Consider the following 23,681-nt stretch of genomic DNA (forward strand, 5'->3'; position numbering starts at 1 on the left):
GTCGCCAGCCCGGTCACACCAGCTCCCGGTAGAGTGACTCGAGCTTTGCGGTCTGTCTGCTCAGGTCGAAGCGGTCCTCGACCATCTTCCGTCCGCCGGTCCCGAGCCGCTGGCACAGGTCCTGATCACCGAGCAGCGCGACCAGGCGATCAGCGAGCGCGGCGGGATCGCGCTCCGGCACCAGGTAGCCGGTGACGCCGTCGACGACCGCCTCGGGGATGCCGCCGTGTCGCGTGCCGACGACGGGTCGATTGGTGGCGGCCGCCTCCAACAGCGCCATGCCGAGCCCTTCCTGGTCACCGTTGGCCGCCGTCACGCTCGGCAGGCACAGCACTCGAGACTGTGCAACCGTGGCCAGTACCTCGGCGTGCGGACGGACCCCGAGGAATCGCACCGTCTCCGCTACGCCCAGCTCGGTGGCGAGTGCACCCAACTGCCCATGCAGCGGGCCGTCGCCGATGATGACGAGTTCTGCCGTCGGCACGGCTCGATGCACGACGGCGAAGGCATGCAGCAGATCAGCGGTGCCCTTCTTCTCGACCAGCCGGGCGATGTGCACGATCCGGGGTGTCTCCGGCAGCGGCACCGGTTTGACGACCTCGGTGTCCACCCCGATCGGGAGCATCAGAGTCCGCTCGGCCGGGTAGCCCCACTCGATCGCGCGCCGCTGGATGTGCTCGGAGACGCAGACGAACGTCGCTCCGCTCTCGAACAGCGACCGTCGCCAGGTGACGTAGTTGACCCAGGACAGCTTGCGGGAGGCCAGCAGCTGTCTCCTGGTGACGCTCACGTCGAAGCCGTGCAGGGTGGTCACCAGCGGCACGCCGAGTGCCCGTGCGGTAGGGACGGCGAACACCCCCTCGACGCCGAAATGCGCGTGCAGGAGCCGCACCTCACGGTCTCGCAGCGTCCGCACCAGATGACCGGACCTGCGGGTCAGCAGGTACGACATGGTTGCCGGCCGGCCGTGGGGGGCGAGGCTGACGACGTCAGCGCCGGCCGGCACCCGCAGCGCCGGGTCCCGACCGACGAAGACCGGATGGTACGTACGCATCGCCAGCGCCTGCGCCTGGATGAACGTCTCGGACGGCTGGAACAGCTGGTGGCGCACTATCCCGACGCTCGGTCTGCCGGACACGTCGGACCTCCTCGGGAAGCGGATGAATCAAAAAGCACAGGAGCAGGGCAATCACCGGGATCGTATGGATGTCGCCGAAGATGTCGGTGTTCTCCCCCATCGCCTGGATGCAGACCCAGGCAACGGCCGCACCGGTCCAGGCGACGAACATCGCGTTGCGCGGAGAGTCACCGGCCGCTGCGCGGGCGACGAGCCGGAGTTCGGCGACGAGGAACCCGATCGTCGCGGCAAGACCCAGCAGGCCGGTGGACGCCCAGGCCGCCAGCAGGATGTTGTGCGGTGGGAAGGTGTCGTCGTAGATGTCGTTGCGGCGCGCGTAGTCGGCGAAGCCTTCGAGCCAACCACCCCAGCCGAGCCCCAGCACCGGACCGTCCCGGAACGCCGCGACGGCGTACCCCCAGATCTCGGTCCGCTGGCCGAACGCCGTGCGGACCGCGCCGAGGAAGCCGCCGCCGTCGCCGAGGGTCACCACCAGCACCGCCGGCACCGCCGTGGTACCTACCACGGCCACCAGGAGGCGGCGAGCCCGGACCGTCATCCGGGTCTGCCAGTGGTACGCGACGACCACGGCCAGCGGCAGCACCACCGCAAGCACCCGGCACGCCTTGGAGCCGGTGAACCACACCCCCAGGTAGCCGACGAGCCCGCAGATCAGCACGATCCGCTGCCGGGTGACCGACCAGATGGCGAACGCCGCCATCGCGCAGACGCCGAGGAACAGCCCGGCGACGTTGCCGTTGACGAACACGCCACCGGCCTTCGCCGGGTCAAGAACGTTGTTCCGGTTGACGTCGAACAGCCCGGCGACGGTGTTCTGCCCGGCGAAGTATCCCGCGATCCAGCGGAGGTAGGCGTTCTCCACATCGGGAAAGAGCTGAAAGACCGCGACCAGGCCGGACTGCGCGACGACGAACGGCCACAGCAGGTAGTGGGCCCGGTAGAGCAGCCATGGATCCTCCCGGGCCGCGTTGTCCATCAGCACCAGCGTGACCAGGAACTGCACCAGCAGCATGGTCGGCAGCCGCCCGTCCCCCGGATCCGGCGACCAGGCAAACGCCGCCAACCGGGCCAGCAGCAGTACGAACACGCTGCGCACCAGGGCGGTGCGCAACAGTCGGCTACCGGGGGTGCGGCACGCCCGGGCGGCGACGACCGGCGCCAGCGCCAGAGCGGCGACCGTCGACAACGGGATGTCGATCGTGCCAGCCGGCAGGAGATACAGCTGCGGTACCGCGAGCGCGAATACGATCATGACGCCGGTCCGTTGCGGTACCTGCGCCGCAGCGGCCATGCTCCGGGTGCGCATTGTGGGGCCTCGATCGGGGGTCGGAGGAGTCGGAAGAGCCGGTGAGTTCGGTCATCCGGCGGCGGTCCGCCGGGCGGTGAGCAGCGCGGCCAGCAGGTGACGCAGCAGCTGACCACGCTCGCCCCAGCCGTGCCGCCCGGCGCTGTCGATCCGTTCGGCGATCACCTCGTCGGTGACCGGGGTCAGCAACCGGCCCAGATGTTCGGTGAATTCGTCGTCCCCGGCGGTGACGACGTGCGGGTTCGACTCCGCCACCCGGCGCACCGATGGCAGCGCGGTGCTAAGCACCGCGAGGCCGGCCGACAGGTACTCGAAGCACTTCAACGGGCTGACGCCGACGGTGTACTCGTTCAGCGCGTACGGGACCAGACCGACCGCGCAGCTACCGGCCACCTCGGCGAGCTGCGACGGGGTGAGCAGACCGACGTGGCGGGCACCCACCCGTTCGAGCCGGCGCAGCTCGGCGGTGAAGCTGCCGCCACCAGCGGCGAGTGGGCCGGCCAGGATCAGCTCACCGCCCAACTCTCCGACGGTGGCGCCGACCCGCTCCAGCAGCGCGACGTCGAGCTTGGCGGTGGTGAGGTTGCCGGAGAAGATCACCGCCGGTCGACGCTCGACCGCCGGACGGCTGCCCCGCTGGAACACCGTGGTGTCCGCGACGTTCTCCAACAGCTCGATCCGGGAGAAGCCGGACAACGCCAGGTGTTCGCGTACCGCGTCGCTGGTCGCGATCGCGACCACGCCAGGCCGGGCGGCGAGGTCGCGCTCGCCGTTTGCCACGGCCACCGGGTCGACGCCGGGGAACCTGGCCAGCAGGTCGACACAGTGGTAGACGACCACGTCGGCCGCATCCTCAAGCCCGTAGGTCACCGGGGCGAACGTCCACAGCACCCGGGGCCGGTCACCGGTGAGCCAGTCCGCCGTCGCCCGGCGCAGGACTGCCTGGTTCAGTCGTCGCGTCGGTGCCCGGTGCACCGGTACCACCAGCGGCGAGACGATCGTGGTGTTCGCCGGCCTCACTCTGGCCGGTTGGCAAGGCACCGGACCGGCCGACGCGCCGAAGGCCCGCCGGGCGCGGCCGACCATCCGGGCAATGTCGTCAGGACGCAGCGTCGGTCGACGTAGACCGAGCGATTCCACGAAGGTGACCCGCGCACCGACCGCCAACTCCCGGGTGACGTAGTGCTGGTTGGTGGGTACGGCCGAATCCCATTCGGCCGTACCCAGGATCAGCACGCTGACCGCAGAATCTCTCGCACCGCCCGGTGTACTCAGCATCGCCCATCCCAACGAGTCCGCCGGGCAGAGGAATCGACAGTTGCCCGACCCACGGTCGGCCTTCGTCGCACCACGGCCCGCCGACTGCGACAATCGCGCCATGGGTGACAGCGATGAGAGCGTCGACCGCGCCTCGGCGAGCGCGGACTTCCTGGAGTGGAGCTTCTCGCTGAAAGGAGAGAGTTCCCCGTGGTCGGTGGAGCAGAGCATGACCCAGTTGCTCGCCCACGAGAGCGCCGAAGGGATCGGCCTGCCACTCGCCGACGCCGTACCGGCCGACGCGGCGGTCATTCACGAACTGGGCCGGCGACGGACCCCGACCGCGGTCGCCGCGCTACGCGGTTTCCAGGCGATGAGCACCATCGACACCCAACGGGAACTCGCCCGACTCAACGCCGACCGGCTCGTCGGGCACGGGCTGCCGGAACCACCCTGGGCCGACACCATCGGCCGGGTCGACGTCGACTGCTGCCGGTGGACGCACGACCCGTACGGCGAGACGGCGATACTGCTCTGCGGCTTCTCCTACGGCGGCACCGACGAACACGGCATCCTCACCGTGATCGACCAGGCGATCGGCGGTGGACGGATCCGGGAGGTCCTGCTCGGCGCCCGGATCGACTCGCTAGGGCAACTGCTCGACCGCGCACACGGGGGCGAGGACGGTTTCGTGACCGAACCGCTCGACCCGGCGCTGGCCCGACGACTACTCGAGGACGCCGTCGCCACGTCGGACGAACTGATGGAGAACCCGGAATACAAGCTGCGGCCGATGCCCGACGCGTACCGGAAGATGCGGGCGTTGACGCTGGCCCGGGCCCGCGCGCTCAGTGACGTCGCGGCCCCGCCGGAGCCGTTTCCGACCACCGTGGAGATCGAGCTGCTGAAGCGGGCGTTCCTGGCTTCCGAGGCGGCTGCCGGGTTCCCGACCGACGGCACCGCCAGCCGCGCGGTCGACCTGCTCGTCGAGCAGTTCGTCGAGCAGGCCGCCTGCCATCCACTGCAGCTGGGTCCACGCCGGGTGCTCGCCGTACTCGGCCTGCCGGCGCTCGCCGCCGAAGCCGGTGCCGACCCGGTGGCCGGACCGGTCCTGCCCGACGTCGCCGCGGCCTGGGTCGGCTGGACCGCCACCGAGCGCGGGTTGAGCCCCGACGCGCGCGAGCGACTCGTGCGTACGGCGGACCAGGCCTGTGCTCAGCTGCGGTCGGCGATCGCCGGTGGCGACCCGTCGGTCTGACCGCCGGTGCCGTGGTCCTGTTGGCCGGGCCGGCCACCGCGTCCGCCGACCGTCCGCAGGTTACCGACCGTTCGCGGATCCAGGCCCCGCTCGAACGGCTGGAGTCGACCTGGCTCACCACGTGCCGCAGACCGCAACCGGGATCGTCGTCCACGCCGATGTCACCCCGACCGAGATCGACGGTCTGCGGGCCGGTGGCTTCCGGATCGGCCAACTACTGCACGAACCGGCCGACAGCCGGGCACGCGTCGCCGAGCGGGAGGCGACGATCGCCAACCACCGCGCCGACAACCAGACGTTTACCGCGCGGGTGCGGCAGGACGCCGCCGTTGCCGGCAGCGATCTTCTACGCGCTGGACGGTAGTCAGCCGACCTTCGGGGCGACGCTCTACGCCGCCGGCGGGTACGGGAGGGCGGCGAGACCCTGACCGTACCGTACGGGACGAAGGTCTTCTGGTTCTCGGTGGACGCCGTGGGCAACATCGAGAACAACTACCAGCCGGACACCGACGCCAAGAACTAGCGGGGTGGGTTCGCCATCGTCTCCGACAGTTGACCTGCCCGGCCGGCGGCGGTCACCAGCGCTTGCGCCGGTAGTGACCGTGGTAGCCGTGGTGGCCACTGCCGTAGTGACCGTAGTTGCCGCCCCGGCGCCGGCGGTTGAGCCGGTGGTCGACCTCACGGAGCAGGCTGTCGACGGGCGAACCGTGCCCCCGCCGCCGGGCGTGCCGGCTCAGCTTCGACGCAAGCATCGCCAGCAGGAATCGTTTGATGAAGCTGCTCATCGTAGGCTCCTCCAGCCCTGTGTCCCGACGCCCGCCACGGTAGCTCGTGGTGTCCGGGTCCAGCTGGGCGGAAGCTGACGGTCGGCTGGCAGTACGACGGCCCACCTCCCGGCATGGTGCCGACGTCTGCCATGCTCGCAAGGGTGACCACCGGGTTTCCTACCGGCCGGCGTCGCGGCCGCACGCTGCGTATCCTGCTGATCCTCGTCGCCGTCGCGACGGTGCCGGCCGTCGTCGCGCTGGGTGTGGTCGTGGTGCCGTGGCTGCGGGAGCCGGGGCCGCGGCCGTTGTTCCAGCTCCCGGTCGCCTGCGGCGAGACCTGGCAGCTGGGCACCTACCCCGGCCACGACGACTACGACGTCGACCTGTTCCCGACCGAAGGCGACCCGTGGGGTCGGCCGGTGCTCGCCTCCTACGCCGGCGTGGTCACCGTGGCCGGCGTCAACGGCTCGGTGGGCGGTCGGAACCCGGAGGATCCGGACGGCCCCCGGGGCCGTGGTGGCGGTTACTGGGTCAAGATCGACCACGGCGGCCGGTGGGAGACGCAGTACCTGCATCTGCTCGAACCGCCGATGGTCCGGGAAGGCCAACGGGTGGCGCGCGGCGAGCAGATCGGGCTGCTCGGCAGCACCGGCAACTCGGGCGCGCCACACCTGCACTACGAGCAACGGCGCGGCTGGCAGAAGGTGGAGACCTACTTCGACGGCCTGCCGTCGGGCATCACCCACGACGACTACGAGTACACCGTGCGGCTGACCAGCAACAACTGTTGAGCCGGCCCATCGGCGGGCGGTGGGTGTCCAGTCGTAGAAGCCGTCGAGCCCCCAGGTATGGCGATCTCGTGCAACAGGATCGTCATGTTCTCTGCGTCGAGGTTGTTCATGAAGTACTCGCGGCCCATCCGCTGCTCCCAGTCCCCGCCGGCGCCCCCGCCGAAGCCGTCGGTGAGCCACAGTGACTGGTCGTAGTGTCGTGCGGCACCGCCGGGACACTTGGCGTACTGGCCGTTCTGGTTGGAGAACCGGCCGCAGCCGGTGGAGCACTGCGGAGCGTTCTCCCGGATGTCATTGACGTGTATGTCGACGGAGTTGTCGGTCCACTGCAGCTGGTTGCGGTCACGCACGGCCCAGCCGACGACGCGGACCGGGACATCGGCGTACGGCCACGCGTTGTGGCCGACCAGGGTGTTCATCCACTTCTTGTGCTGCCGGGCGAGAGTGGCGTGGATCCGATCACGCAGAGCGGCGGTGGCGCTGGCGGTGGAGTCCCAGCGGACGCAGTAGTTGATGTAGCCACAATTGGCCATCAACCTGGTCCCAGCCGCAGTTGCGGAAGGCGTACAGGTTGCCGTTGTTGTAGGTCTGCTCCTGGTGCTGCCAGACCTGGTCGAGCGGGGTGACGAGGTGTGCGGGTGGGTTCCAGCCGGTGGTGTGCGGCGCCGTGGTCGGGTGGTCGCGCCGGGACAGCCGACGCCGTTGAGAGCGACGGCGGTCGGCGGTGGGTTGCTGGTGTTGCTCCAGGCACCGTTGACGCCGAAAAGTGACGGTGGTGCCGGTCGCGAGGTCGCCGTTGCAGCTGGCGTTGTCGGCGGTGACCTGCGCCCCGGACTGGGTCACCACGGCGTTCCAGGCCTGGGCGACCGTCTGCCCGGCGGTGAACGACCAGGTGAGTCGCCAGACGGTGAGGGGGTCGCCCAGGTTGGTGACGGCGATGGCGGCACCGAACCCACCGGTCCACTGGCTGGCGATCTGGTAGTCGACGCGACACCCGGTGGCGGCCAGGGCAGGGACGCCGCCGCTGACGGTGACGAGTGCCGCCAGGGCGAAGAGGCAGTCGGAACAGTCCGGGAACAGACCAGATCTCGACGTACCGGCTCCGCCCGGCTAACATTTCGCCGTCTGGATCTGCTGGCGCGATTCACCAGGCACCGACCACACGTACGTACGTCCGTGCAGGAGCCTTCATGCGCCTCAGATGCCACCCACCCCGTCCCCCTGCGCGACTGGCCGCTCTCGCCGCGGCCTGCGCGGCCGCGCTGGTGGCCACGATCGCGACCGCCCCGGCCGCGACGGCGGACACCACGATGCTCGCCAACGACTTCGAATCCGGCTCGTACGCACCGTGGGGCCCCCGCGGTGACGTGACGCTGCCGATCGCCGAGGAAGGTCGGGACAGCGCGAACAGTCTGTCGGTCACCGGCCGTACCGCCGACTGGCACGGCCCCGCGACCAGCGCGACCGACCTGCTCGGCGACGTTGCCGTCACCGGCCCCGACGAGACTCCCGGCGCGGTCACGGTGAGCGCGGTCGACTTCGAGGACGGCACCACCAGCACCTGGTTCGCCAGCGGTGACCCCACCCTGACCGTCGTGGACACCGACGACGGCCGGGCGCTGCGGGTCAGCGACCGTGTCGAAGGGTTCGACGGGCTGCAGAGCCCTACCGGAATCTTCACCGCCGGCGTCACCCACACCTTCTCGGCGCGCGTCCGGCTGGCCCCGGACGGGCCGGCGTCGTCCGGGTTCCGGTTCGTCATGAAGCCGGACTACGACTGGATCGGCGACACCACGGTCACCGCCGACGACTGGACCACGGTGACCGGCGTGTTCACCGTGCCGGCCGACGCCGACCCGGCCACGTACCAGGTCTACCTGGAGGCCGCCGAGGCCACCGCCACGTACCTGGTCGACGACATCCTGATCACCGCGCCGGACACCGGGCCGGGCGGGCCACCGCCGGGCACCGTCGTCATCGACAGCGACTTCGAGGACGGCCTCGACGGTTGGGGGCCGCGCGACGGTGGCCCGGGGGCACCGACCGTCGAGTTGACCGACGTCGCGCACGGCGGCGCGACGGCCGCGCTCGTCACCGACCGGGTCAACCAGGGCGCCGGGATCGGGCGGGACGTCACCACCGCGTTCGAGCCGGGCGTCGGCTACGAACTGTCCGGCTGGCTGCGGTTCGCGCAGGGTCAGCCGACCGACGCCATCTGGTTGAGCATTGCCGCCACCACCGCCGACGGCAGCGAGTCGTTCAGCACCCTCGCCCAGTTCGAGTCGGTCACCGATGACGGGTGGACCGGAGTGACCGCGAGCTTCACCGCGCCGACCTTCACCAGCGCGTTCCTCTACTTCGAGACCAGCTGGCAGGGCGCGGACGTCACCGGCAACACCAGCGACTTCCTGCTCGACGACGTCGTGGTGCGGGTGCCCGAGCCACCGGTCATCGAGGACCTCACCGGGATCCACGAGACTACCGACTTCCCGGTCGGCGTCGCGATCGACAGCCGGGAGACCGTCGGGTCCGCCGCCGAGCTGCTGACCCGGCACTTCACCAACGTCACACCGGAGAACCACATGAAGCCGGAGGCGTGGTACGACGCGGACCGCAACTTCCGGCCGCACGAGCAGGCAATCGCAATGATGGACTTCGCGCAGGCCAACGAGCTCGGCGTGTACGGACACGTGCTGGTCTGGCACAGCCAGACCCCCGAGTGGATGTTCCAGGACGCCGACGGCGAGCCGTTGAGTTCGTCGGCCGCCGACCAGCAGGTGCTGCGCGACCGGCTGCGCGGGCACATCTTCGCGGTGGCCGAGTCGCTGAGCGACCGGTACGGCCGGTTCGGCTCCGACACCAACCCGCTGAACGCGTTCGACGTGGTCAACGAGGTGGTCAGCGACAGCGGCGAGTACGCCGACGGCCTGCGCCGCAGCGAGTGGTACCGGATCCTCGGCGAGGAGTTCATCGACCTGTCGTTCCAGTACGCCGACGAGGCGTTCAACGACGTGTACGCGGTGGCCGACGCCGATCCGGTCACCCTGTTCATCAACGACTACAACACCGAGCAGAGCGGCAAGCAGGCGCGCTACCACGCTCTCGTCGAGCGGCTGCTCGACCGCGGCGTGCCGCTCGACGGGGTGGGACACCAGTTCCACGTGTCGCTGTCGACACCGGTCGGCAGCCTCGAAACCACGCTGGAAAGGTTCGCCGGTCTGCCGGTGGTCCAGGCGGTCACCGAGCTCGATGTCACCATCGGGACCCCGGTAACCCAGGCCAACCTGATCGAGCAGGGCTACTTTCTGCGGGACGCGTTCCGGATCTTCCGGGCGTACACCGATGAACTGGCCGTCGTCACCGTGTGGGGGCTGACCGACAATCGGTCGTGGCGCTCTGACAGCGGCGCCCCACTGCTGTTCGACGACGGATACCAGGCCAAGCCGGCGTACTACGGCGCGGTCGACGCGGAGCTGCCGGCCCGGCTGCGCACCGCGAACGTCTTCGCCGGCGACGTCGCGTTGTCCGCCGGGGCCACCTCGGACCTCACCTGGCGCAAACTGCCCCTGCACCCGGTGAAGGAGACGGCGGGGTTCCAGCTGCGCTGGTCGGCAGACCGGCTGACCGCGTACGTCTCGGTCACCGACCCCACCCTGTCGTCGGACGACCGGGTCGAGTTCGTGCTCGACGGCGAGACGTACCCGGTGGCCCGGGACGGGGCGGGGGACGTACCGGCGGTGGCGACCGAGCGGGACGGCGGTTACGCCGTCGTCGCGCAGCTGCCGCTGACCGACCCGGACGAAGGCGACACCGTCCCCTTCGACGTACGGGTCACCGACGACGACACCACGACCGGCTGGGCCACGACCGGCACCGTCGGCACCCTCACCCTGGTCGAGGAGCTGTCCTACCTGGAGGTCGTCCGGACGCCGAGCGCTCCGGTCATCGACGGTACGGTCGACGCGGGCTGGTCGCACGCGACCACGGTCACCACCGCCAAGCAGGTGGCCGGCACCGACGGGGCGGTGGCCACCGTCCGGACCCTGTGGCAGGACCAGACGTTGTACGTGCTGGCCGAGGTGGCCGACCCGGTGGTCGACGTCACCGGCTCCGATCCGTGGACGCAGGACTCGGTGGAGATCTACGTCGACGCCGGCAACGCGAAGAACGGCCCCTACCGCTACGACGACACGCAGATCCGGGTCAACGCCGACAACGTCGTCTCGTTCGGCACCGGTGACGAGGCGTTCCAGGCCGGCCGGTTGACCAGCGCGGCGGTGCGTACCGACACGGGCTACACCGTCGAGGCGGCGATCAGTCTGCTCGAGTACGGCGGTCTGGACACCTTCCACGGACTGGACTTCCAGGTCAACGACGCCGCCGACGGCGCCCGTACGGCGATTCGCAACTGGGCCGAGCAGAACGGCGTCGGCTACCAGACGACCGCGCGGTGGGGGGTCGGCCGGCTGGTCGACGGCACCAATGTCGACGTGACCTTCGAGCCGATCACGCAGTGGGACTCGGACAGCGGCGGCGGGTACTGCACGGAGATCATCGCCAGCAACGCCACCGATCAGCCGGTCGACTGGCGGGCGGCGGTCGAGCTGCCCGGCGACGTCTACACCGCGTGGAACTTCGAGCGGGAGTCGTTCGGCGACGGCACCTGGCGGATCACCGGCGTGGACTGGAACCGGACGTTGAAGCCGGGTGCCCGGACGTACAGCGTCGGTTACTGCGCCACCTGGTGACCGTCGCCGGGGGGTGCGTCGACGGTCGTCGACGCACCCCGCGGGTCGTCGGCAGGCGGGGTGCCGGGCCGGGGCATTGCCCGGTCGACCGGACCGGGCATACCATCAGGTCAACCAAGCACTTGCTTGATCGGCGGCGGGGGATCCCCGGCGCCGCGCACCCGTCGATCCCCGGGAGCTCCGATGGCCCGCAGCTACCTCGGTCACGTCCTGCCCGACCGCCTCGAACTCAAGATCGAACCGACCCGTACGGCGCTGCTCATCGTGGACATGCAGAACGACTTCGTCCACGACGACGGATACTGCGCGAAGGCCTTCGGCACGGCGATGGTGGCCGGCTTCCAGAGCGTGGTGACGCCGATCGCCCGGCTCGCCGCCGCAGCCCGCACGGCCGGCGTCGCGGTGCTCTACTGCCGGGTGGTACAGCATCCCGACGGGTCGCTGGCCTCACCGGTCTGGCTCGCCGACAACCTGCGGCACGGCTTCGAACCGCTGCACTGCATGCGGGGCACCTGGGGTTGGGAGATCGTGGACGCGCTCGCCCCGCAGCCGGGCGAGGTGGTGTTCGAGAAGCTGCGGCGCAGCGCGTTCGTCGGCACCCAGCTGGAGAACCTGCTCCGCAGCCGGGACATCCGCAGCCTGGTGGTGACCGGTGTCGCCGGCACCGGATGTGTCGAGTCCACCGTCCGCGACGCGATCGAACGGGACTACTTCACCGTCGTGCCGGCCGACTGCGTCGCCAACAACAACGCCGAGCTCACCGCCGCCTGCGAACCGGCGTTCCGGGCCCTGCTCGCCCCGGAGGACTGGACCACCAGCGATCAGGTCGTCGCGGTCTGGACCGGGCCGACCACCGCCTGACCCGCCGGGTCACCCGGGGTCCCGGGAGCCGGCGTGGGCCCGTCATCCGAACCGGGTCGCGGCGTCGGCCCGCAACCGGGCCTTGTCCGCCTTGCCGCCCGCGCTCAGCGGCAGCTCGGCCAGGGTTGCCAGCCGTTCCGGCCACTCGTACTTGGAGACTCCCCGGGCGGCCAGCTCGGCCCGCAGCTCGTCGAGGGTCAGCTCGGCTCCGTCGGTGGTCACCACGTACGCGCAGGCCCGCTCGCCGAGCACCTCGTCGGCGGCCGGCACCACCGCCACCTGGGCAACCCGCTCGCAGCCGCCGACCGCCTCCTCGACGGCCAGCACGCTGATGTTGTGTCCACCCCGGATGATGAAGTCCGCCACCCGGCCGGTGACCGTCAGATAGCCGGCCGGGTCGACCCGCACCAGGTCGCCGGTGAGCATCCAGCCCTGCGGGTTGACCAGTTGCCGGTTGGCGTCCGGATCGTCGTAGTAGCCGGGAGTCAGCCCGGGCCCCCGGGCGGCGCACTGCCCCGGCCCGCCGGACGCGGTCACGTCGACACCGTCGGTGTCGAACAGCCGCACCCGCATCTGCGGAATCACCCGGCCGGCGGTGCCCAGCCGGTACTCCCGGGAGTCGTCAACCCGGGTCACACTGATCGGTCCGGCCTCGTTGGAACCGTAGAACTGCAGCACGGCGCAGCCGGTCTCCTCCTCGAACCGCGCCGCTCGCTGCGCCGGCACCCGCTCCCCGCCGGTGAACAGCACCCGCAGCGACGACACGTCCCGCTCGGCGTACCCACCGGCGTTGAGCATCATCACGAACTGGCTGGTCACGGCGGCGAGCACGGTGACCCGGTGCCGTTCGATCAGCTGCCAGGTCTGCTCCGCGTCGAACTCCTCGGCCAGCACCGTCGGGTAGCCGTACATGGTCGGCACCACGTGCCCGCTCCACTGCCCGAAGCCGTACGGTGCGGGCAGCGCACTGGCGAACACCTCGTCCGGACCGAACCGGGCGGCCTCGGCCGCGAGCGGCCCGAAGTACTTGCGGGTGTTCATCGTCTGCATCACGCACTTGGGCAGGCCGGTCGTGCCCGACGTGGAGTTGAGGAAGAACAGGTCGTTGGCGCCGAGGCCGCGGCCGGCAAGGGCGGCGGCCGCCGTGGCCACGTCGGGCAGCGGGAGTGGTTCACCGTCGCGCAGCAGGTTGACCTCGCCGGCCGCGGTGAGGTGCACGGTCAGGTGCGCCGGCCGGTCGGCCGGGGGTTCACCGGCGCGCAGCTCGGCGGCCAGGTCAGCGGCGGCGCGGCCCCGGTGCACCGGCCGGGTGAGCAGCGCGGTCGCGCGGGTACGCCGGATGAGGTGCCGTACCTCGGCCGCGCCGGCCCGGGGGCCGATGCCGACCGTCACCAGGCCGGCCTTCTGCGCCGCGAGGTAGGCGACGTGCACCAGCGCGCCGTTGGTGAGCAGGGTGGCGATCCGCTCCCCCGGCCGCAGGCCGCCCAGCACGTAGCCGCCGGCCAGCCGGGTGCTCAGCGTGTCGTACGCCGACCAGCTCAAGGTGGCGTCGGTGGCGAAGAACGCCGGGTCGTCCGGGCGGCCGGCGGCGTGCCGGGCGACCATCGACGCGATGGTGTCGTCGTCCCAGTGCCCGGCCCGGGTGTACTCGTCGATGGTCGCCCGGTCGAAGACGCCCGGGCCGGCGGCTGCGGTCATGCGTTCTCTCCTGTGGGGTGGCCGGTCGGTGCCGGGTCGGGCCACAGCGGCGCGAGCCGCTCGGCGACGGAGTCGAGGGCGGCCAGCCGGTCCGCCCGGGTGGCCGCCGGTAGCCGCCGGGTGAACGGCGCGACGACCAGGTGGTCGAGACCGGCGTCGCGGTACGCCTCGACGGCGGCGACGCTGATTTCACCAAAAAGCCTGACGTGGTGGGTGAAGTCGTCGTCGGCCCGGCCGAGCTGCTCCCGCAGCGCGGTTATCCGAGCGCACAGCCGGGCGGAGGTGGCCAGGTCGACGTCCGGCCCGAACCAGCCGGCGCCGTGCCGGGCCGCCCGACGCAGCGCGGCCCGGCTGTGCCCGCCGACCACCACCGGCACCGGCGGTTGCGGCGCGGCACCGAAGTGTACGGTCGGAAAGTCGAAGAACCGCCCGTGGTGGGCGACCGGCCGGCCGGACCAGAGCAGGTCGAGCACCCGCAGCATTTCGTCGGTGCGGGCGCCCCGGGTGCCGAAGTCGGCGCCGAGCGCGGCGAACTCCTCGGCCATCCAGCCGACCCCGACGCCGAGCACCGCCCGGCCGGCGGACAACTGCTGCAGACTTGCCCAGGCACGGGCGATGTGGAACGGATCCCGTAGCGGAGCGATCAGCACGCCGGTACCGAGCCGGATCCGGGTGGTCCGGGCGGCCAGGTGGCCGAGCGTCACGGTCACGTCGGCCAACGGGGTGCTCGGCCGGATGCCGGGGTCGCCGGAGGACCGGTACGGGTAGGTCGGCGCGTAGCTTGCCGGGGTGATCACGTGGTCGGCCAGCCAGACGGTGTGGAAGCCGAGCCGCTCGGCGTGCACCGCGAGCGGCGCGTACTCGGCGGCCGACAGACCGAACAGCTGCAGGTCGAACCGCATCAGCCGGCACCGTCCGGCCGCTCGCGCATGCTACGGGCGTCGTGGCCGGCCAGCGGATCGTCACCGACCTCCGCGTTGTGCGCGTGCGCCACGTGGTGCAGACCGAACACCGAGTCCATCCCGGCGCGCAGACCCATAAGGTCCTCGGCCTGGTTGACCGCCTTCTTGGTCAGTGCCAGGCCGAGCCGGGGCATGGTGGCGATCCGGCCGGCCAGCTCCATCGTGTACGGCTGCAGCTCGGCCCGGGGCACCACCCGGTTGACCATGCCGAGGGCCAGCGCCCGGTCCGCGTCGACCTGCTCGCCGAGGAAGAGAAACTCCTTGGCGAACCGGGGTCCCATCACCCACGGGTGGGCGAAGTACTCGACGCCGGGAATGCCCATCCGTACGACCGGATCGGCGAACCGGGCGTCGTCAGCGGCGACGATCAGGTCACAGCACCAGGCGAGCATCAGGCCGCCGGCGATGCAGGCGCCCTGCACCATGGCGATGGTCGGTTTGGGCAGTTCCCGCCAGCGCCGGCACATGCCGAGGTAGACCTCGGACTCGCGGGCGAACCGGCTCTCCGCGCCGGCCTTGCCGACGTGGTCCCACCACAGCCCGGCCCGGCGCGGGTAGCTGCGGTCGGCGTCGCGCCCGGGTGTGCCGATGTCGTGCCCGGCCGAGAAGTGCTTGCCGGCACCGGCGAGCACCACCACCCGTACGTCGTCGTCGGCGGCGGCCCGGGAGAAGGCGTCGTCGAGGGCGTAGGTCATCGCGGAGTTCTGCGCGTTGGCGTACCGGGGGCGATTCATGGTGACCACCGCCACCGGCCCGTCGGTGGCGTACCGGACCACCGCCTCGTCGTCGTGGGCCGTAGCGTCGTCGGCGGGTGGCGGGCTCGCGGCGGCGTCGGTCACGGTCGTCCTCCTTGCTCGGCGGTGGCAGCGGGCAGTCCGATCGCGGTGCCGAGCCGGTCGAGGTGATAGTCGGTGCCGGCGGTCGCTGCCACGATCGCCCACACCCGCTTGGCGTACAGGTGCAGGTCGTACTCGGTCGTATAGCCGATCGCGCCGTGGCACTGCAGCGCGGCGCGGGCGGTCCGTTCGGCTGCGTCGGCGGCGAGCAGGTAGCCGGCCGACACGTCGGCCGGACGGCTGTCGGCACCGGTAGCGGCCGCCCAGCCGGCGGCGAGCACAGCCGGGGCGGCGAGTTCCAGCCCGAGCAGGGCGTCGGCGAGCTGGTGCTGCACCGCCTGAAAGCTGCCGACCGGGGCGCCGAACTGGCGGCGGGTGCCGACGTGGCCGACGGTGAGGTCGAGCATCCGCCGGCCCAGCCCGACCAGCTGGGCCGACGCGGCCAGGGTGGCCCGGTCGGCGGTCAGCGCCAGCAGATCGGCCGGCACGTCGAGCCGGATTCCGGCCGACGGCCCGACGGCGGGGTCCCCGGTGAGCCGCAGCGCGGCCCGGCTGCCGTCCATGGTCGGCACCGGCGTGGCCGCGACCCCGTCCGGTCGGACCAGTCGGGGTCCGTCCGGCGGGGTCAGGAGCAGCAGCAGGTCGGCCCGCTGCCCATACGGGACCAGGCCGCCCGGCCCGGCGACGGCGATCCGGCAGCGGCCCTCGACGAGCGCGGCCAGCTGCCCGCCGGGGTCGCCGGCGGCGGCCAGCAACGGGCCGGCGACGGCGGCGGTCTCGGCCACCGGCAGCGGCACCGCCGCGTACCCGGCGGCGGTGAGCGGCGGCACCAGGTCCACCTCGGTCAGTCCGAGCCCGCCAGCGGCGTCGGGCACCGCTGCGGCGAGCAGGCCCATCTCGGCGAGCGCGGTCCACAGCCGGTCCAGCGGGGCGGGGTCACCGCCGGGCCAGCCGGCGCGGACCACCGCCGGTGGGCATTCGGCGGTGAGCAGGTCGTCGACCGCGTCGCGCAGCGTGGCCTGCTCGTCGGTGAGGGCGAACCGCATGCCGTCTCCTCCTCAGCGTCGGGGCAGGCCGAGCAGCCGCTCGGCGACGATGCCGCGTTGGATCTCGTTGGTGCCGGCGTAGATCGGGCCGGCCAGGGAGAACTGGAAGCCCCGGGTCCAGTCGGCGTCGACCTCGGCCTCCGGGCCGAGCAGGTCGAGGGCGGTACGGTGCAGCGCGATGTCCAGCTCGGACCAGTGGATCTTGTTGAGGCTGGCTGCCGCGCCCGGCGGGTCACCGTCGAGCATCCGGGTCACCTGGGCCAGGGTGAACAGCTGGTAGGCGCGGGCGCCGAGCCAGGCCCGTACCACCTGCTCGCGCAGCCGGCCGGTGAGCCGGTCCGGCCGGTCGCCGGCCAGCTGGACCAGCCGGGCGGCGGCTGCGGTGAACCGGCCCGGCGGGCGCAGGGTGAGGCCCCGTTCGGAGCCGGTGGTGGCCATCGCCACCCGCCAGCCGGCCCCGACCTCGCCGATCACGTCGGCGTCGGGGACGAACACGTCGTCGAGGTAGACGTCGGCGAACCCCTCGTCGCCGTCGAACCGGCCGAATCCCCGCACGGTCACCCCGGGGGCGTCCAGCGGCACCAGGAGGTAGGTCAGCCCTCGGTGCCGCTGCTGCTGCGGGTCGGTGCGGAACAGGCCGAAGAGGTGGGTGCAGAACGCGCCCCGGGTGGTCCACGTCTTGTGCCCGGTCAGCCGCCACCCGCCGGCCGCGTCGTCGCGGACCGCCCGGCTGGTCAACGCGGCCAGGTCGCTGCCGGCTCCCGGTTCGGACCAGCCCTGGCACCACAACTGCTCGGCGGCGGCCATCCCCGGGAGGATCCGGTCCCGCTGCTCGTCGGTGCCGAACTCGAACAGGGTCGGCGCGAGCAGGAAGATGCCGTTCTGAGTGACCCGCTGCGGAGCGCCGGCGGCGGCGTACTCCTCCTCAAAGATCAGCCACTGCCAGGGCGAGGCGTCCCGGCCGCCGTAGCGGCGCGGCCAGGAGACCACCGACCAGCCGCCGTCGTGCAGCGTGCGCTCCCACTCCAGGTGGGCGGCGAAGCCGGCGCGGGTGTCGCCGGAGGGCAGTGGACGGGCCGGCCGGTGGGCGCGCAGCCAGTCGCGGGCCTCGACGCGGAACTGTTCGTCGGCGGGGTCCGGACGCAGGTCCATCGGTCAGCCCTCCCGGCCCGGTTCGGCCGACCCCGGCCGGTCACCATGTTGCTGTGCCGGCCCGGTGTCGGGCCGGTCGCCGAAGCCGTCGCGGACCCGGTGTGCGACACCGGACAGGTTCAACTCGAAGGTGAAGCCCTGCTCGTAGCGGTAGCTGCGTTTGACGTCCCACGGGTCGATGCCGTTGAGCGACTCCTTGGCCGCCCGGATCACCGCCGGGTCCTTGGCGGCGATCTGCCGGGCGACCTCCAACGCGGCGGACCGCAGGTCGGCGGCCGGGACCACACGCAGCACCGAGCCGTAGGCGTGCAGCTCGGCGGCGGTGGCGGTGGCGGAGGTGTAGAGCATCGCCCGGGCCCGGTGCTGCGGCACCAGGCGGGACAGGTGGGTGGCGGCGCCGAGCGCGCCCCGGTCCACCTCGGGCAGTCCGAACGTGGCGTCGTCGCTGGCCACGATGATGTCGGCGTTGCCGACCAGGCCGATGCCACCGCCGAGGCAGAAACCGTGGACGGCGGCGACCACCGGCACCGGGCAGTCGTAGACGGCGGCGAACGCCGCGAAGCAGCCCCGGTTGGCGCCGATCAGCGCGTCGTTGCCGGGATCCGCCTGGATCTGCTTGATGTCGACCCCGGCGTTGAAGCCGCGGCCCTGCGCCCGCAGCACCACGGCCCGGGTGGCCGGGTCGGCACCGGCGGCGGTGACCGCCTCGGCGAGGCGGTACCAGCCGGCGACCGGCAGGGCGTTGACCGGTGGCCGGTCGACCACGATCTCGGTCACTCCGTCGGCGCCGGTGGTCGCGACGACCATCGTGCTGTCCGCTGTGGATGTCATGGTCGGGTCCTCACGGGTGTTGGCTGCTGACCGAGAGCACCTCGCCCACCAGGTACGAGGCGTAGTCGCTGGCCAGGAAGACGATCACGTTGGCCACCTCCCAGGGTTCGGCGGGCCGGCCGAACGCCTCCCGGTCGGCCAGCGCGGCCAGCAGGGCGTCGTCGGTGACCTTGGCCAGGTTGGCGTGCATGGCGAGGCTCGGCGCGACGGCGTTCACCCGGACCCCGGCCTCGGCGGCCTCGACGGCGCTGCACCGGGTCAACGCCATCACCCCGGCCTTGGCGGCGGCGTAGTGTGCCTGGCCCTGCTGGGCCCGCCAACCGAGTACGGAGGCGTTGTTGACGATCACGCCGCTGCCGCGCGGCATCATGTGTCGCAGCGCGGCCCGGGTGCACCGGAAGGTGCCGGTGAGGGTGACGTCCAGCACCCGGTGCCACTGGTCGTCGGTCATCTCGGTGATCCGGGCGGTGCCGCCCAGGCCGGCGTTGTTGACCAGCACGTCGAGCTGGCCGTAGCCGGCGACGACCTGGTCGATCATGGTCTGTACCTGCGATTCGACGGTCACGTCGCAGACGACGGCGAGGGGTTCGACACCGGTGGCGGCGGCGAGCTCATCGGCGGTCGCCCGCAGCCGGGTCTCGTGCCGGTCGCTGATCGCCACCCGGGCACCCTCCTCGGCGCAGCGTCGGGCGGTCGCCGCGCCGATGCCGGTGCCGGCGGCGGCGGTGACCAGCACGGTCCGGCCGGCGAGCAGGCCGTGCCCGGCCGGCGGTACGGGTGGCTGCGGCCCGGCGGGTGCACCGCGCCCGGCCGGCGGTTCAACGGTCGCCATCGGCTCGTCCCTCCTGCAGTCCGCCCAGCACCGCCGTCGCCTCGGCGACGATCCGGTCGATCAGCTCGGCGCAGCTGGGCAGGTCATCGATGAGCCCGGTCACCTGCCCGGTCGCCATCACCCCGAGGTCGGCCCGGCCGTCCACCATCGCGGCGCGCAGCAGCATCGGGGTGTTCGCGGCGAGCAGCACCTGCCCCCAGGTCAGCTCCCGGTTGCGGCGCATCGCCCGGCCTTCGGCGAGCAGGTGCCGCCACGGGGTTCCGGTGAGCTGCCGGAACCGGGCGGCGCTGCGTACCGAGCGGACCAGCCGGCGTGCCGGCCCGGCGCGTTCCAGCCGGTCGATGAAGTTGGTGCGCAGCACCCGCTGTGGCACGCCGTCGAGCGCCCGGGTCACCACGGTGCCGTCCAGCCCGGCGTCGAGGTAGCGCCGCAGCACCTGCGGGCTGACCGTGCTGTCTCTGGTGAGCAGGAACCGGGTGCCCATCGCCACCCCGGCCGCGCCGTAGGCGAGGGCGGCGACCAGCCCTCGGCCGTCGAAGAACCCGCCGGCGCCGATCACCGGGATGTCGACGGCGTCGGCCACCTGCGGCAGCAGCAGGCTGGTCGGGACCGCTCCGGTGTGGCCGCCGCCCTCGCCGCCCTGCACGATGACCGCGTCGGCACCCCAGGCAGCCACCTTCTCGGCGTGCCGGCGGGCACCGACCGAGGGCACCACCCGTACCCCGGCGTCGCGTAGCCGGGCGATCAGCTCCGGCTCCGGGGCCAGGGCGAACGAGGCGACCCGGACGTTCTCCCGGATCAGCAGGTCGATCCGCTGCGCGGCGTCGGCGGCGTCGGCCCGCACGTTCACCCCGAACGGCCGCGTGGTGTTCCGCCGGATCTCGGCTATCGCGGCGGCCAGGTCGGGCAGGTCGAGGGTGGCGCCAGCGAGGATGCCCAGCCCGCCGGCCTCGGCGGTGGCGGCGACCAGCCGGGGGCCGGAGACGAAGCCCATCCCGGTCTGCACGATCGGGTAGCGCACCCCGAACAGTTCGCAGATCGGGGTACGCAGCGCCGGGTGGGTCCGGGCCGGTCCGGCGGCCGGCCGCTCCGGGCGGTCGGTCATCGCCGCACCTCCGTGTCGCGGTGGCCGGCCGGGTCGATGACGGTACGGATGAGGGTCAGCTCCTGCGCCGTCGGCAGCCGGGTCTGCGGCACCTCCCCGCCGGTCCACAGCTCGAACCCGGTCGCCTCGTGGACCTGTTCGACGGTGACGCCGGGATGCGTCGACACCAGTCGCATCCGGTGGTCCGGGCCGGTGAAGTCGAAGACTCCGAGGTCGCTCACCACCCGACGCAACTGGTGGAAGCGTGCCGCAGACGGCCCGGCAGACGCGGCCCGGTCGTAGCCGATGCCGCAGACCAGGTCGACCTGCTCGACGAAGGTCCGGCGGCTGTGCCGGGGCACCCAGTAGCTGCACGGGTGGCTGACCGTGTTGCCCGGTGCGCCCCGGACTCCGAGCAGGGCCACCTTCGGCCGGTGGAAGTCGCCGATCGCCGAGATGTTGATGTTGCCGTACCGGTCGATCTGACCCGGTCCCATCATCACGTGCCGGCGGCCGGACCAGATCAGCTCGAAGATCTGCCGGAACGGCAGTGCCCCCTCGGTCTGTGCCGGGGATCCGCCGACCGGCCAGGTGCCCACGCCGAGCGCGGCCTCACCGTCGGTGAGCAGCAGATCCGGGGAGAAGGTGGCCCGGGCCAGGCGGGCGCCAATCGTCGGCACCAGTCCGATCGGGCTGGCCAGGATCTCCCCGTCGCCGCGCCACGCCTCGGCGCAGGCGACCGCACACACCTCGGCGCGGGTCGGTTCGGCCGCCGCGCTCACCGAGCTACCTCCGTCCACTCGTTGCGGTCGGCGACGGCCCGCTGGTAGCCGGCCTCGTCGGTGTCGAGGTAGCGGTCCCGGAACGCGGCCCACCGCTCGGTGCCGGCCGCTACGGCGTACTCCCGCTGGAACGGTTCGTCGCGCGGGTAGTCCGGGTCGCACGAGGTGAAGTGGGCACCGCGCGCGGCCGGGACCACGCCGCGGACCTGGTGGCGACGCACCAGCACCGCCGACGCCGGGGTGAGCTGCTCGGTCGGCACGACCTGTTCGCAGGAGACGTAGGCGCGGTCGGCGGCCGCGCAGTACAGGTCGTCGAAGTACGGGTCGGGCCCGAGGCAGAGGGCGTTGCCGTGGACGTCGGCACGGTGCAGGTGGACCAGGGCGGCGTCCAGCCGCAGCGCGGGCACGGCGAGCAGTTCCTCATTGTCGTACGGCGAGCGCACGGTCCGCAGGTCCGGGTTGATCCGCATCAGGTCGGAGCCGAGTCCGACCCGGGTGGGCAGGAACGGCAGCCGGCAGGCGGCGGCGTACAGGCCGAGGTAGAGCATGCCCTCGTCGTATTCGACGGCCTCGACGGCGCCTGCCTGGCGGGCGGCCCGGAAGTGCGGCTCCAGCGGGATCGAGTCGAGGGAGACGAAGCCGTACACCAGCCGGCGGACCTTGCCGGCGGCGAGCAGCAGGCCGGCGTCGGGGCCGCCGTAGGTAACGACGGTCAGATTGTCGAGGTCCGACCGCAGGATCGCCCGGACCAGGGACATCGGCTTGCGGCGCGAGCCCCAGCCGCCGATGCCGATGGTCATGCCGGAGCGCAGTTCGCTCACCACCTGCTCGGCGGTCATCCGTTTGTCGGTCATCGCCACCTACTCGATCCTGGCTGGTCACGGGTGCGGGTACGCCGGAACCGGCGCACCCGCAATGTACCAAGCGCTTGATTGGTTGGCCAGCCCGGGTTCAACTCGCCCGCTCGATCACCATCGCCATCCCCTGCCCCCCGGCGGCGCACATGGTGACCAGTCCGAACTGCCGGTCACGTTCGCGCAGTGCCCGGATCAGGGTGGCGGTGATCCGGGCACCGGTCATCCCGAACGGGTGACCTACCGCGATCGCCCCGCCGTTGACGTTCACCCGGTCAGGATCGATGCCGAGCAGCCGCACGCAGGGCAGCACCTGGGCGGCGAAAGCCTCGTTGATCTCCACCAGGTCGATGTCACCGATGGTCAGCCCGGCGTGCCCCAACGCCCGCCGGGTCGCCTCCACCGGGCCGAGGCCCATGATCTCCGGACTGATCGCGGAGACGCCGGTGGCCACGATCCGGGCCAGCGGGGTGACGGCCAGCTCGGCGGCCCGGGCGGCGCTCATCACCACCAGGGCGGCGGCGCCGTCGTTGAGCGGGCAGCAGTTCCCGGCGGTGACCGTGCCGTCCGGGCGGAACACCGGCTTGAGCGCGGCCACCGACGCCAACCGCACCCCGGGGCGGGGGCCGTCGTCGCGGTCGACGACGGTGCCGTCCGGCAACATCACCGGGGTGATGTCGCGGGCGTAGAAGCCGTCGGCGATCGCCTGCTCGGCCAGGTTCTGACTGCGCACCGCGAACTCGTCCTGGTCGGCCCGGCTCACCCCGTACAGCTGCGCGACGTTCTCAGCGGTCTCCCCCATCGCGATGTACGGATCCGGCAACGCCCCGGTGTCCCGGGGGTCCTGCCACCGACCACCGTCGCCGGCGGCGCGCGCCGCGCTGCGGACACCGGCGGCCGCGTACCGCTCGTTACGAGTTCCCGGCAGATTGTCCGACTTTCCGGCGTCGTACCGGGAGACCATCTCCACGCCGGCGGAGATGAAGACGTCGCCCTCCCCGGCCCGGATCGCGTGGAAGGCCATCCGGGTGGTCTGCACCGACGAGGCGCAGTAGCGCTGCACGGTGGTGCCAGGGGTGCCGTCCAGGCCCAACCCGACGGCGACCATCCGGGCCAGGTTGTGGCCGTGTTCGCCGGCCGGCTGGGCGCATCCGAGCAGGACGTCCTGCACCTGCGCCGGGTCCAGGGCGGGCACCTGCGCCAGCGCGGCCCGAGTGATGTCCACGGCGAGGTCGTCGGGGCGCAGCGTGGCGAGTGAGCCCTTACGCGCCCGGCCGATCGGCGAGCGGGCGGCGGCGACGATAACGGCCTGCGGGGCGGCGGAGTCTCGGGGCGACATGGCGGGCAGCGTACCCTAACAAGCGCTTGGTTCGCCATGGTCGGTATGACCGGCAGCCCGCCAACGGCTGTCGTTCTGCTGACCAGAAAGGCCGGTCGACGCGGATTCTTCTGAACAGAAGCGGGGTTAGCGTCGGGCA

General features: G+C 72.0%; 22 protein-coding genes. 5 read left to right on the forward strand and 17 right to left on the reverse strand.

Going from position 1 to position 23,681, the window contains the following annotated elements; all coding sequences use genetic code 11:
* Window positions 1-13: 13 nt before the first annotated feature.
* The 3 genes from ACFHW1_RS08295 to ACFHW1_RS08305 all read right to left on the reverse strand — a co-directional run bounded on the left by ACFHW1_RS08295 (window position 14) and on the right by ACFHW1_RS08305 (window position 3,722).
* Window positions 14-1,054 (reverse strand): glycosyltransferase, encoded by a 1,041-nt coding sequence (locus ACFHW1_RS08295; protein ID WP_416553246.1) that lies wholly within the window; start codon window positions 1,052-1,054, stop codon window positions 14-16.
* Window positions 990-2,390: an O-antigen ligase family protein gene (locus ACFHW1_RS08300; protein ID WP_416553248.1), complete on the reverse strand. Its 1,401-nt coding sequence runs from the start codon at window positions 2,388-2,390 to the stop codon at window positions 990-992. The genes ACFHW1_RS08295 and ACFHW1_RS08300 overlap by 65 nt, the downstream gene beginning before the upstream one ends.
* Before the next feature lie 105 nt (window positions 2,391-2,495).
* Window positions 2,496-3,722, reverse strand: a complete 1,227-nt coding sequence (locus ACFHW1_RS08305; protein WP_416567677.1) for a glycosyl transferase family 1 — start codon at window positions 3,720-3,722, stop codon at window positions 2,496-2,498.
* 100 nt (window positions 3,723-3,822) lie between these two features.
* Between ACFHW1_RS08305 and ACFHW1_RS08310 the strand changes: the two genes are divergently transcribed.
* Entirely contained in the window at window positions 3,823-4,959 is a 1,137-nt protein-coding gene (locus ACFHW1_RS08310; RefSeq protein ID WP_416615189.1) for a hypothetical protein, read from the forward strand.
* A gap of 121 nt (window positions 4,960-5,080) precedes the next feature.
* Window positions 5,081-5,323, forward strand: coding sequence for a hypothetical protein (locus ACFHW1_RS08315; RefSeq protein ID WP_416553254.1), 243 nt, complete (start codon window positions 5,081-5,083; stop codon window positions 5,321-5,323).
* 211 nt (window positions 5,324-5,534) lie between these two features.
* Here the strand turns inward: ACFHW1_RS08315 and ACFHW1_RS08320 are convergent, their stop codons facing one another.
* Window positions 5,535-5,744 (reverse strand): hypothetical protein, encoded by a 210-nt coding sequence (locus ACFHW1_RS08320; RefSeq protein WP_416553256.1) that lies wholly within the window; start codon window positions 5,742-5,744, stop codon window positions 5,535-5,537.
* A 143-nt stretch (window positions 5,745-5,887) separates the two neighbouring features.
* Here ACFHW1_RS08320 and ACFHW1_RS08325 point away from each other — a divergent pair, with 143 nt between their 5' ends.
* The gene (locus ACFHW1_RS08325; protein WP_416553258.1) at window positions 5,888-6,517 is read left to right on the forward strand and encodes a M23 family metallopeptidase; all 630 of its coding nucleotides are present in this window, start codon (window positions 5,888-5,890) and stop codon (window positions 6,515-6,517) included.
* On the opposite strand, the gene ACFHW1_RS08330 is transcribed toward ACFHW1_RS08325, so the two are convergent.
* Window positions 6,478-7,050 (reverse strand): hypothetical protein, encoded by a 573-nt coding sequence (locus ACFHW1_RS08330; protein ID WP_416553260.1) that lies wholly within the window; start codon window positions 7,048-7,050, stop codon window positions 6,478-6,480. The two genes, ACFHW1_RS08325 and ACFHW1_RS08330, sit on opposite strands and share 40 nt — an antisense overlap.
* Window positions 6,977-7,597, reverse strand: coding sequence for a cellulose binding domain-containing protein (locus tag ACFHW1_RS08335; protein WP_416615214.1), 621 nt, complete (start codon window positions 7,595-7,597; stop codon window positions 6,977-6,979). The genes ACFHW1_RS08330 and ACFHW1_RS08335 overlap by 74 nt, the downstream gene beginning before the upstream one ends.
* A 110-nt stretch (window positions 7,598-7,707) precedes the next feature.
* On the opposite strand from ACFHW1_RS08335, the gene ACFHW1_RS08340 reads away from it, so the two are divergent.
* Together ACFHW1_RS08340 and ACFHW1_RS08345 are read left to right on the forward strand one after the other, a co-directional pair.
* Window positions 7,708-11,265, forward strand: a complete 3,558-nt coding sequence (locus tag ACFHW1_RS08340; RefSeq protein WP_416553262.1) for an endo-1,4-beta-xylanase — start codon at window positions 7,708-7,710, stop codon at window positions 11,263-11,265.
* Between the two features lie 183 nt (window positions 11,266-11,448).
* Entirely contained in the window at window positions 11,449-12,126 is a 678-nt protein-coding gene (locus ACFHW1_RS08345) for a cysteine hydrolase family protein (protein ID WP_416553264.1), read from the forward strand.
* A 42-nt stretch (window positions 12,127-12,168) separates the two neighbouring features.
* On the opposite strand, the gene ACFHW1_RS08350 is transcribed toward ACFHW1_RS08345, so the two are convergent.
* The 11 genes from ACFHW1_RS08350 to ACFHW1_RS08400 form a co-directional block, all read right to left on the reverse strand.
* Window positions 12,169-13,824 (reverse strand): class I adenylate-forming enzyme family protein, encoded by a 1,656-nt coding sequence (locus ACFHW1_RS08350; RefSeq protein ID WP_416615190.1) that lies wholly within the window; start codon window positions 13,822-13,824, stop codon window positions 12,169-12,171.
* Window positions 13,821-14,726 (reverse strand): TIGR03619 family F420-dependent LLM class oxidoreductase, encoded by a 906-nt coding sequence (locus ACFHW1_RS08355; RefSeq protein ID WP_416553268.1) that lies wholly within the window; start codon window positions 14,724-14,726, stop codon window positions 13,821-13,823. The genes ACFHW1_RS08350 and ACFHW1_RS08355 overlap by 4 nt, the downstream gene beginning before the upstream one ends.
* Window positions 14,726-15,625: an enoyl-CoA hydratase gene (locus tag ACFHW1_RS08360; protein ID WP_416615191.1), complete on the reverse strand. Its 900-nt coding sequence runs from the start codon at window positions 15,623-15,625 to the stop codon at window positions 14,726-14,728. Before ACFHW1_RS08360 ends, ACFHW1_RS08355 begins: the two co-directional genes overlap by 1 nt.
* Window positions 15,622-16,668 (reverse strand): acyl-CoA dehydrogenase family protein, encoded by a 1,047-nt coding sequence (locus ACFHW1_RS08365; protein ID WP_416553272.1) that lies wholly within the window; start codon window positions 16,666-16,668, stop codon window positions 15,622-15,624. Before ACFHW1_RS08365 ends, ACFHW1_RS08360 begins: the two co-directional genes overlap by 4 nt.
* A 12-nt stretch (window positions 16,669-16,680) precedes the next feature.
* Window positions 16,681-17,820, reverse strand: a complete 1,140-nt coding sequence (locus ACFHW1_RS08370; protein WP_416553274.1) for an acyl-CoA dehydrogenase family protein — start codon at window positions 17,818-17,820, stop codon at window positions 16,681-16,683.
* Window positions 17,821-17,823: 3 nt separating this feature from the next.
* Entirely contained in the window at window positions 17,824-18,627 is an 804-nt protein-coding gene (locus ACFHW1_RS08375) for an enoyl-CoA hydratase family protein (RefSeq protein WP_416553451.1), read from the reverse strand.
* A 34-nt stretch (window positions 18,628-18,661) separates the two neighbouring features.
* A complete protein-coding gene (locus tag ACFHW1_RS08380; protein WP_416553276.1) occupies window positions 18,662-19,483 on the reverse strand; it encodes an SDR family oxidoreductase in 822 nt (273 codons plus the stop codon).
* Window positions 19,470-20,588: an NAD(P)H-dependent flavin oxidoreductase gene (locus ACFHW1_RS08385; protein WP_416553278.1), complete on the reverse strand. Its 1,119-nt coding sequence runs from the start codon at window positions 20,586-20,588 to the stop codon at window positions 19,470-19,472. Before ACFHW1_RS08385 ends, ACFHW1_RS08380 begins: the two co-directional genes overlap by 14 nt.
* Window positions 20,585-21,349: a CoA-transferase subunit beta gene (locus ACFHW1_RS08390; RefSeq protein ID WP_416553280.1), complete on the reverse strand. Its 765-nt coding sequence runs from the start codon at window positions 21,347-21,349 to the stop codon at window positions 20,585-20,587. Before ACFHW1_RS08390 ends, ACFHW1_RS08385 begins: the two co-directional genes overlap by 4 nt.
* The gene (locus ACFHW1_RS08395; protein ID WP_416553282.1) at window positions 21,346-22,203 is read right to left on the reverse strand and encodes a CoA transferase subunit A; all 858 of its coding nucleotides are present in this window, start codon (window positions 22,201-22,203) and stop codon (window positions 21,346-21,348) included. The genes ACFHW1_RS08390 and ACFHW1_RS08395 overlap by 4 nt, the downstream gene beginning before the upstream one ends.
* A 97-nt stretch (window positions 22,204-22,300) precedes the next feature.
* On the reverse strand, window positions 22,301-23,551 hold the full coding sequence (locus tag ACFHW1_RS08400) for an acetyl-CoA C-acetyltransferase (protein ID WP_416567703.1): 1,251 nt from the start codon (window positions 23,549-23,551) through the stop codon (window positions 22,301-22,303).
* Window positions 23,552-23,681: the final 130 nt, after the last annotated feature.

Source organism: Micromonospora sp. LOL_014, assembly GCF_048060245.1.
GTDB lineage: Bacteria > Actinomycetota > Actinomycetes > Mycobacteriales > Micromonosporaceae > Micromonospora_E.

Coding starts and splice junctions, on each gene's coding strand:
- ACFHW1_RS08395 (WP_416553282.1), bottom strand. CDS start 22,203: ATGACCGACAAACGGATGACCGCCGAGCAGGTGGTGAGCGAACTGCGC.
- ACFHW1_RS08340 (WP_416553262.1), top strand. CDS start 7,708: ATGCGCCTCAGATGCCACCCACCCCGTCCCCCTGCGCGACTGGCCGCT.
- ACFHW1_RS08310 (WP_416615189.1), top strand. CDS start 3,823: ATGGGTGACAGCGATGAGAGCGTCGACCGCGCCTCGGCGAGCGCGGAC.
- ACFHW1_RS08330 (WP_416553260.1), bottom strand. CDS start 7,050: ATGGCCAATTGTGGCTACATCAACTACTGCGTCCGCTGGGACTCCACC.
- ACFHW1_RS08300 (WP_416553248.1), bottom strand. CDS start 2,390: ATGATCGTATTCGCGCTCGCGGTACCGCAGCTGTATCTCCTGCCGGCT.
- ACFHW1_RS08345 (WP_416553264.1), top strand. CDS start 11,449: ATGGCCCGCAGCTACCTCGGTCACGTCCTGCCCGACCGCCTCGAACTC.
- ACFHW1_RS08370 (WP_416553274.1), bottom strand. CDS start 17,820: ATGGACCTGCGTCCGGACCCCGCCGACGAACAGTTCCGCGTCGAGGCC.
- ACFHW1_RS08305 (WP_416567677.1), bottom strand. CDS start 3,722: ATGCTGAGTACACCGGGCGGTGCGAGAGATTCTGCGGTCAGCGTGCTG.
- ACFHW1_RS08385 (WP_416553278.1), bottom strand. CDS start 20,588: ATGACCGACCGCCCGGAGCGGCCGGCCGCCGGACCGGCCCGGACCCAC.
- ACFHW1_RS08295 (WP_416553246.1), bottom strand. CDS start 1,054: ATGCGTACGTACCATCCGGTCTTCGTCGGTCGGGACCCGGCGCTGCGG.
- ACFHW1_RS08380 (WP_416553276.1), bottom strand. CDS start 19,483: ATGGCGACCGTTGAACCGCCGGCCGGGCGCGGTGCACCCGCCGGGCCG.
- ACFHW1_RS08355 (WP_416553268.1), bottom strand. CDS start 14,726: ATGCGGTTCGACCTGCAGCTGTTCGGTCTGTCGGCCGCCGAGTACGCG.
- ACFHW1_RS08375 (WP_416553451.1), bottom strand. CDS start 18,627: ATGGTCGTCGCGACCACCGGCGCCGACGGAGTGACCGAGATCGTGGTC.
- ACFHW1_RS08365 (WP_416553272.1), bottom strand. CDS start 16,668: ATGCGGTTCGCCCTCACCGACGAGCAGGCCACGCTGCGCGACGCGGTC.
- ACFHW1_RS08320 (WP_416553256.1), bottom strand. CDS start 5,744: ATGAGCAGCTTCATCAAACGATTCCTGCTGGCGATGCTTGCGTCGAAG.
- ACFHW1_RS08350 (WP_416615190.1), bottom strand. CDS start 13,824: ATGACCGCAGCCGCCGGCCCGGGCGTCTTCGACCGGGCGACCATCGAC.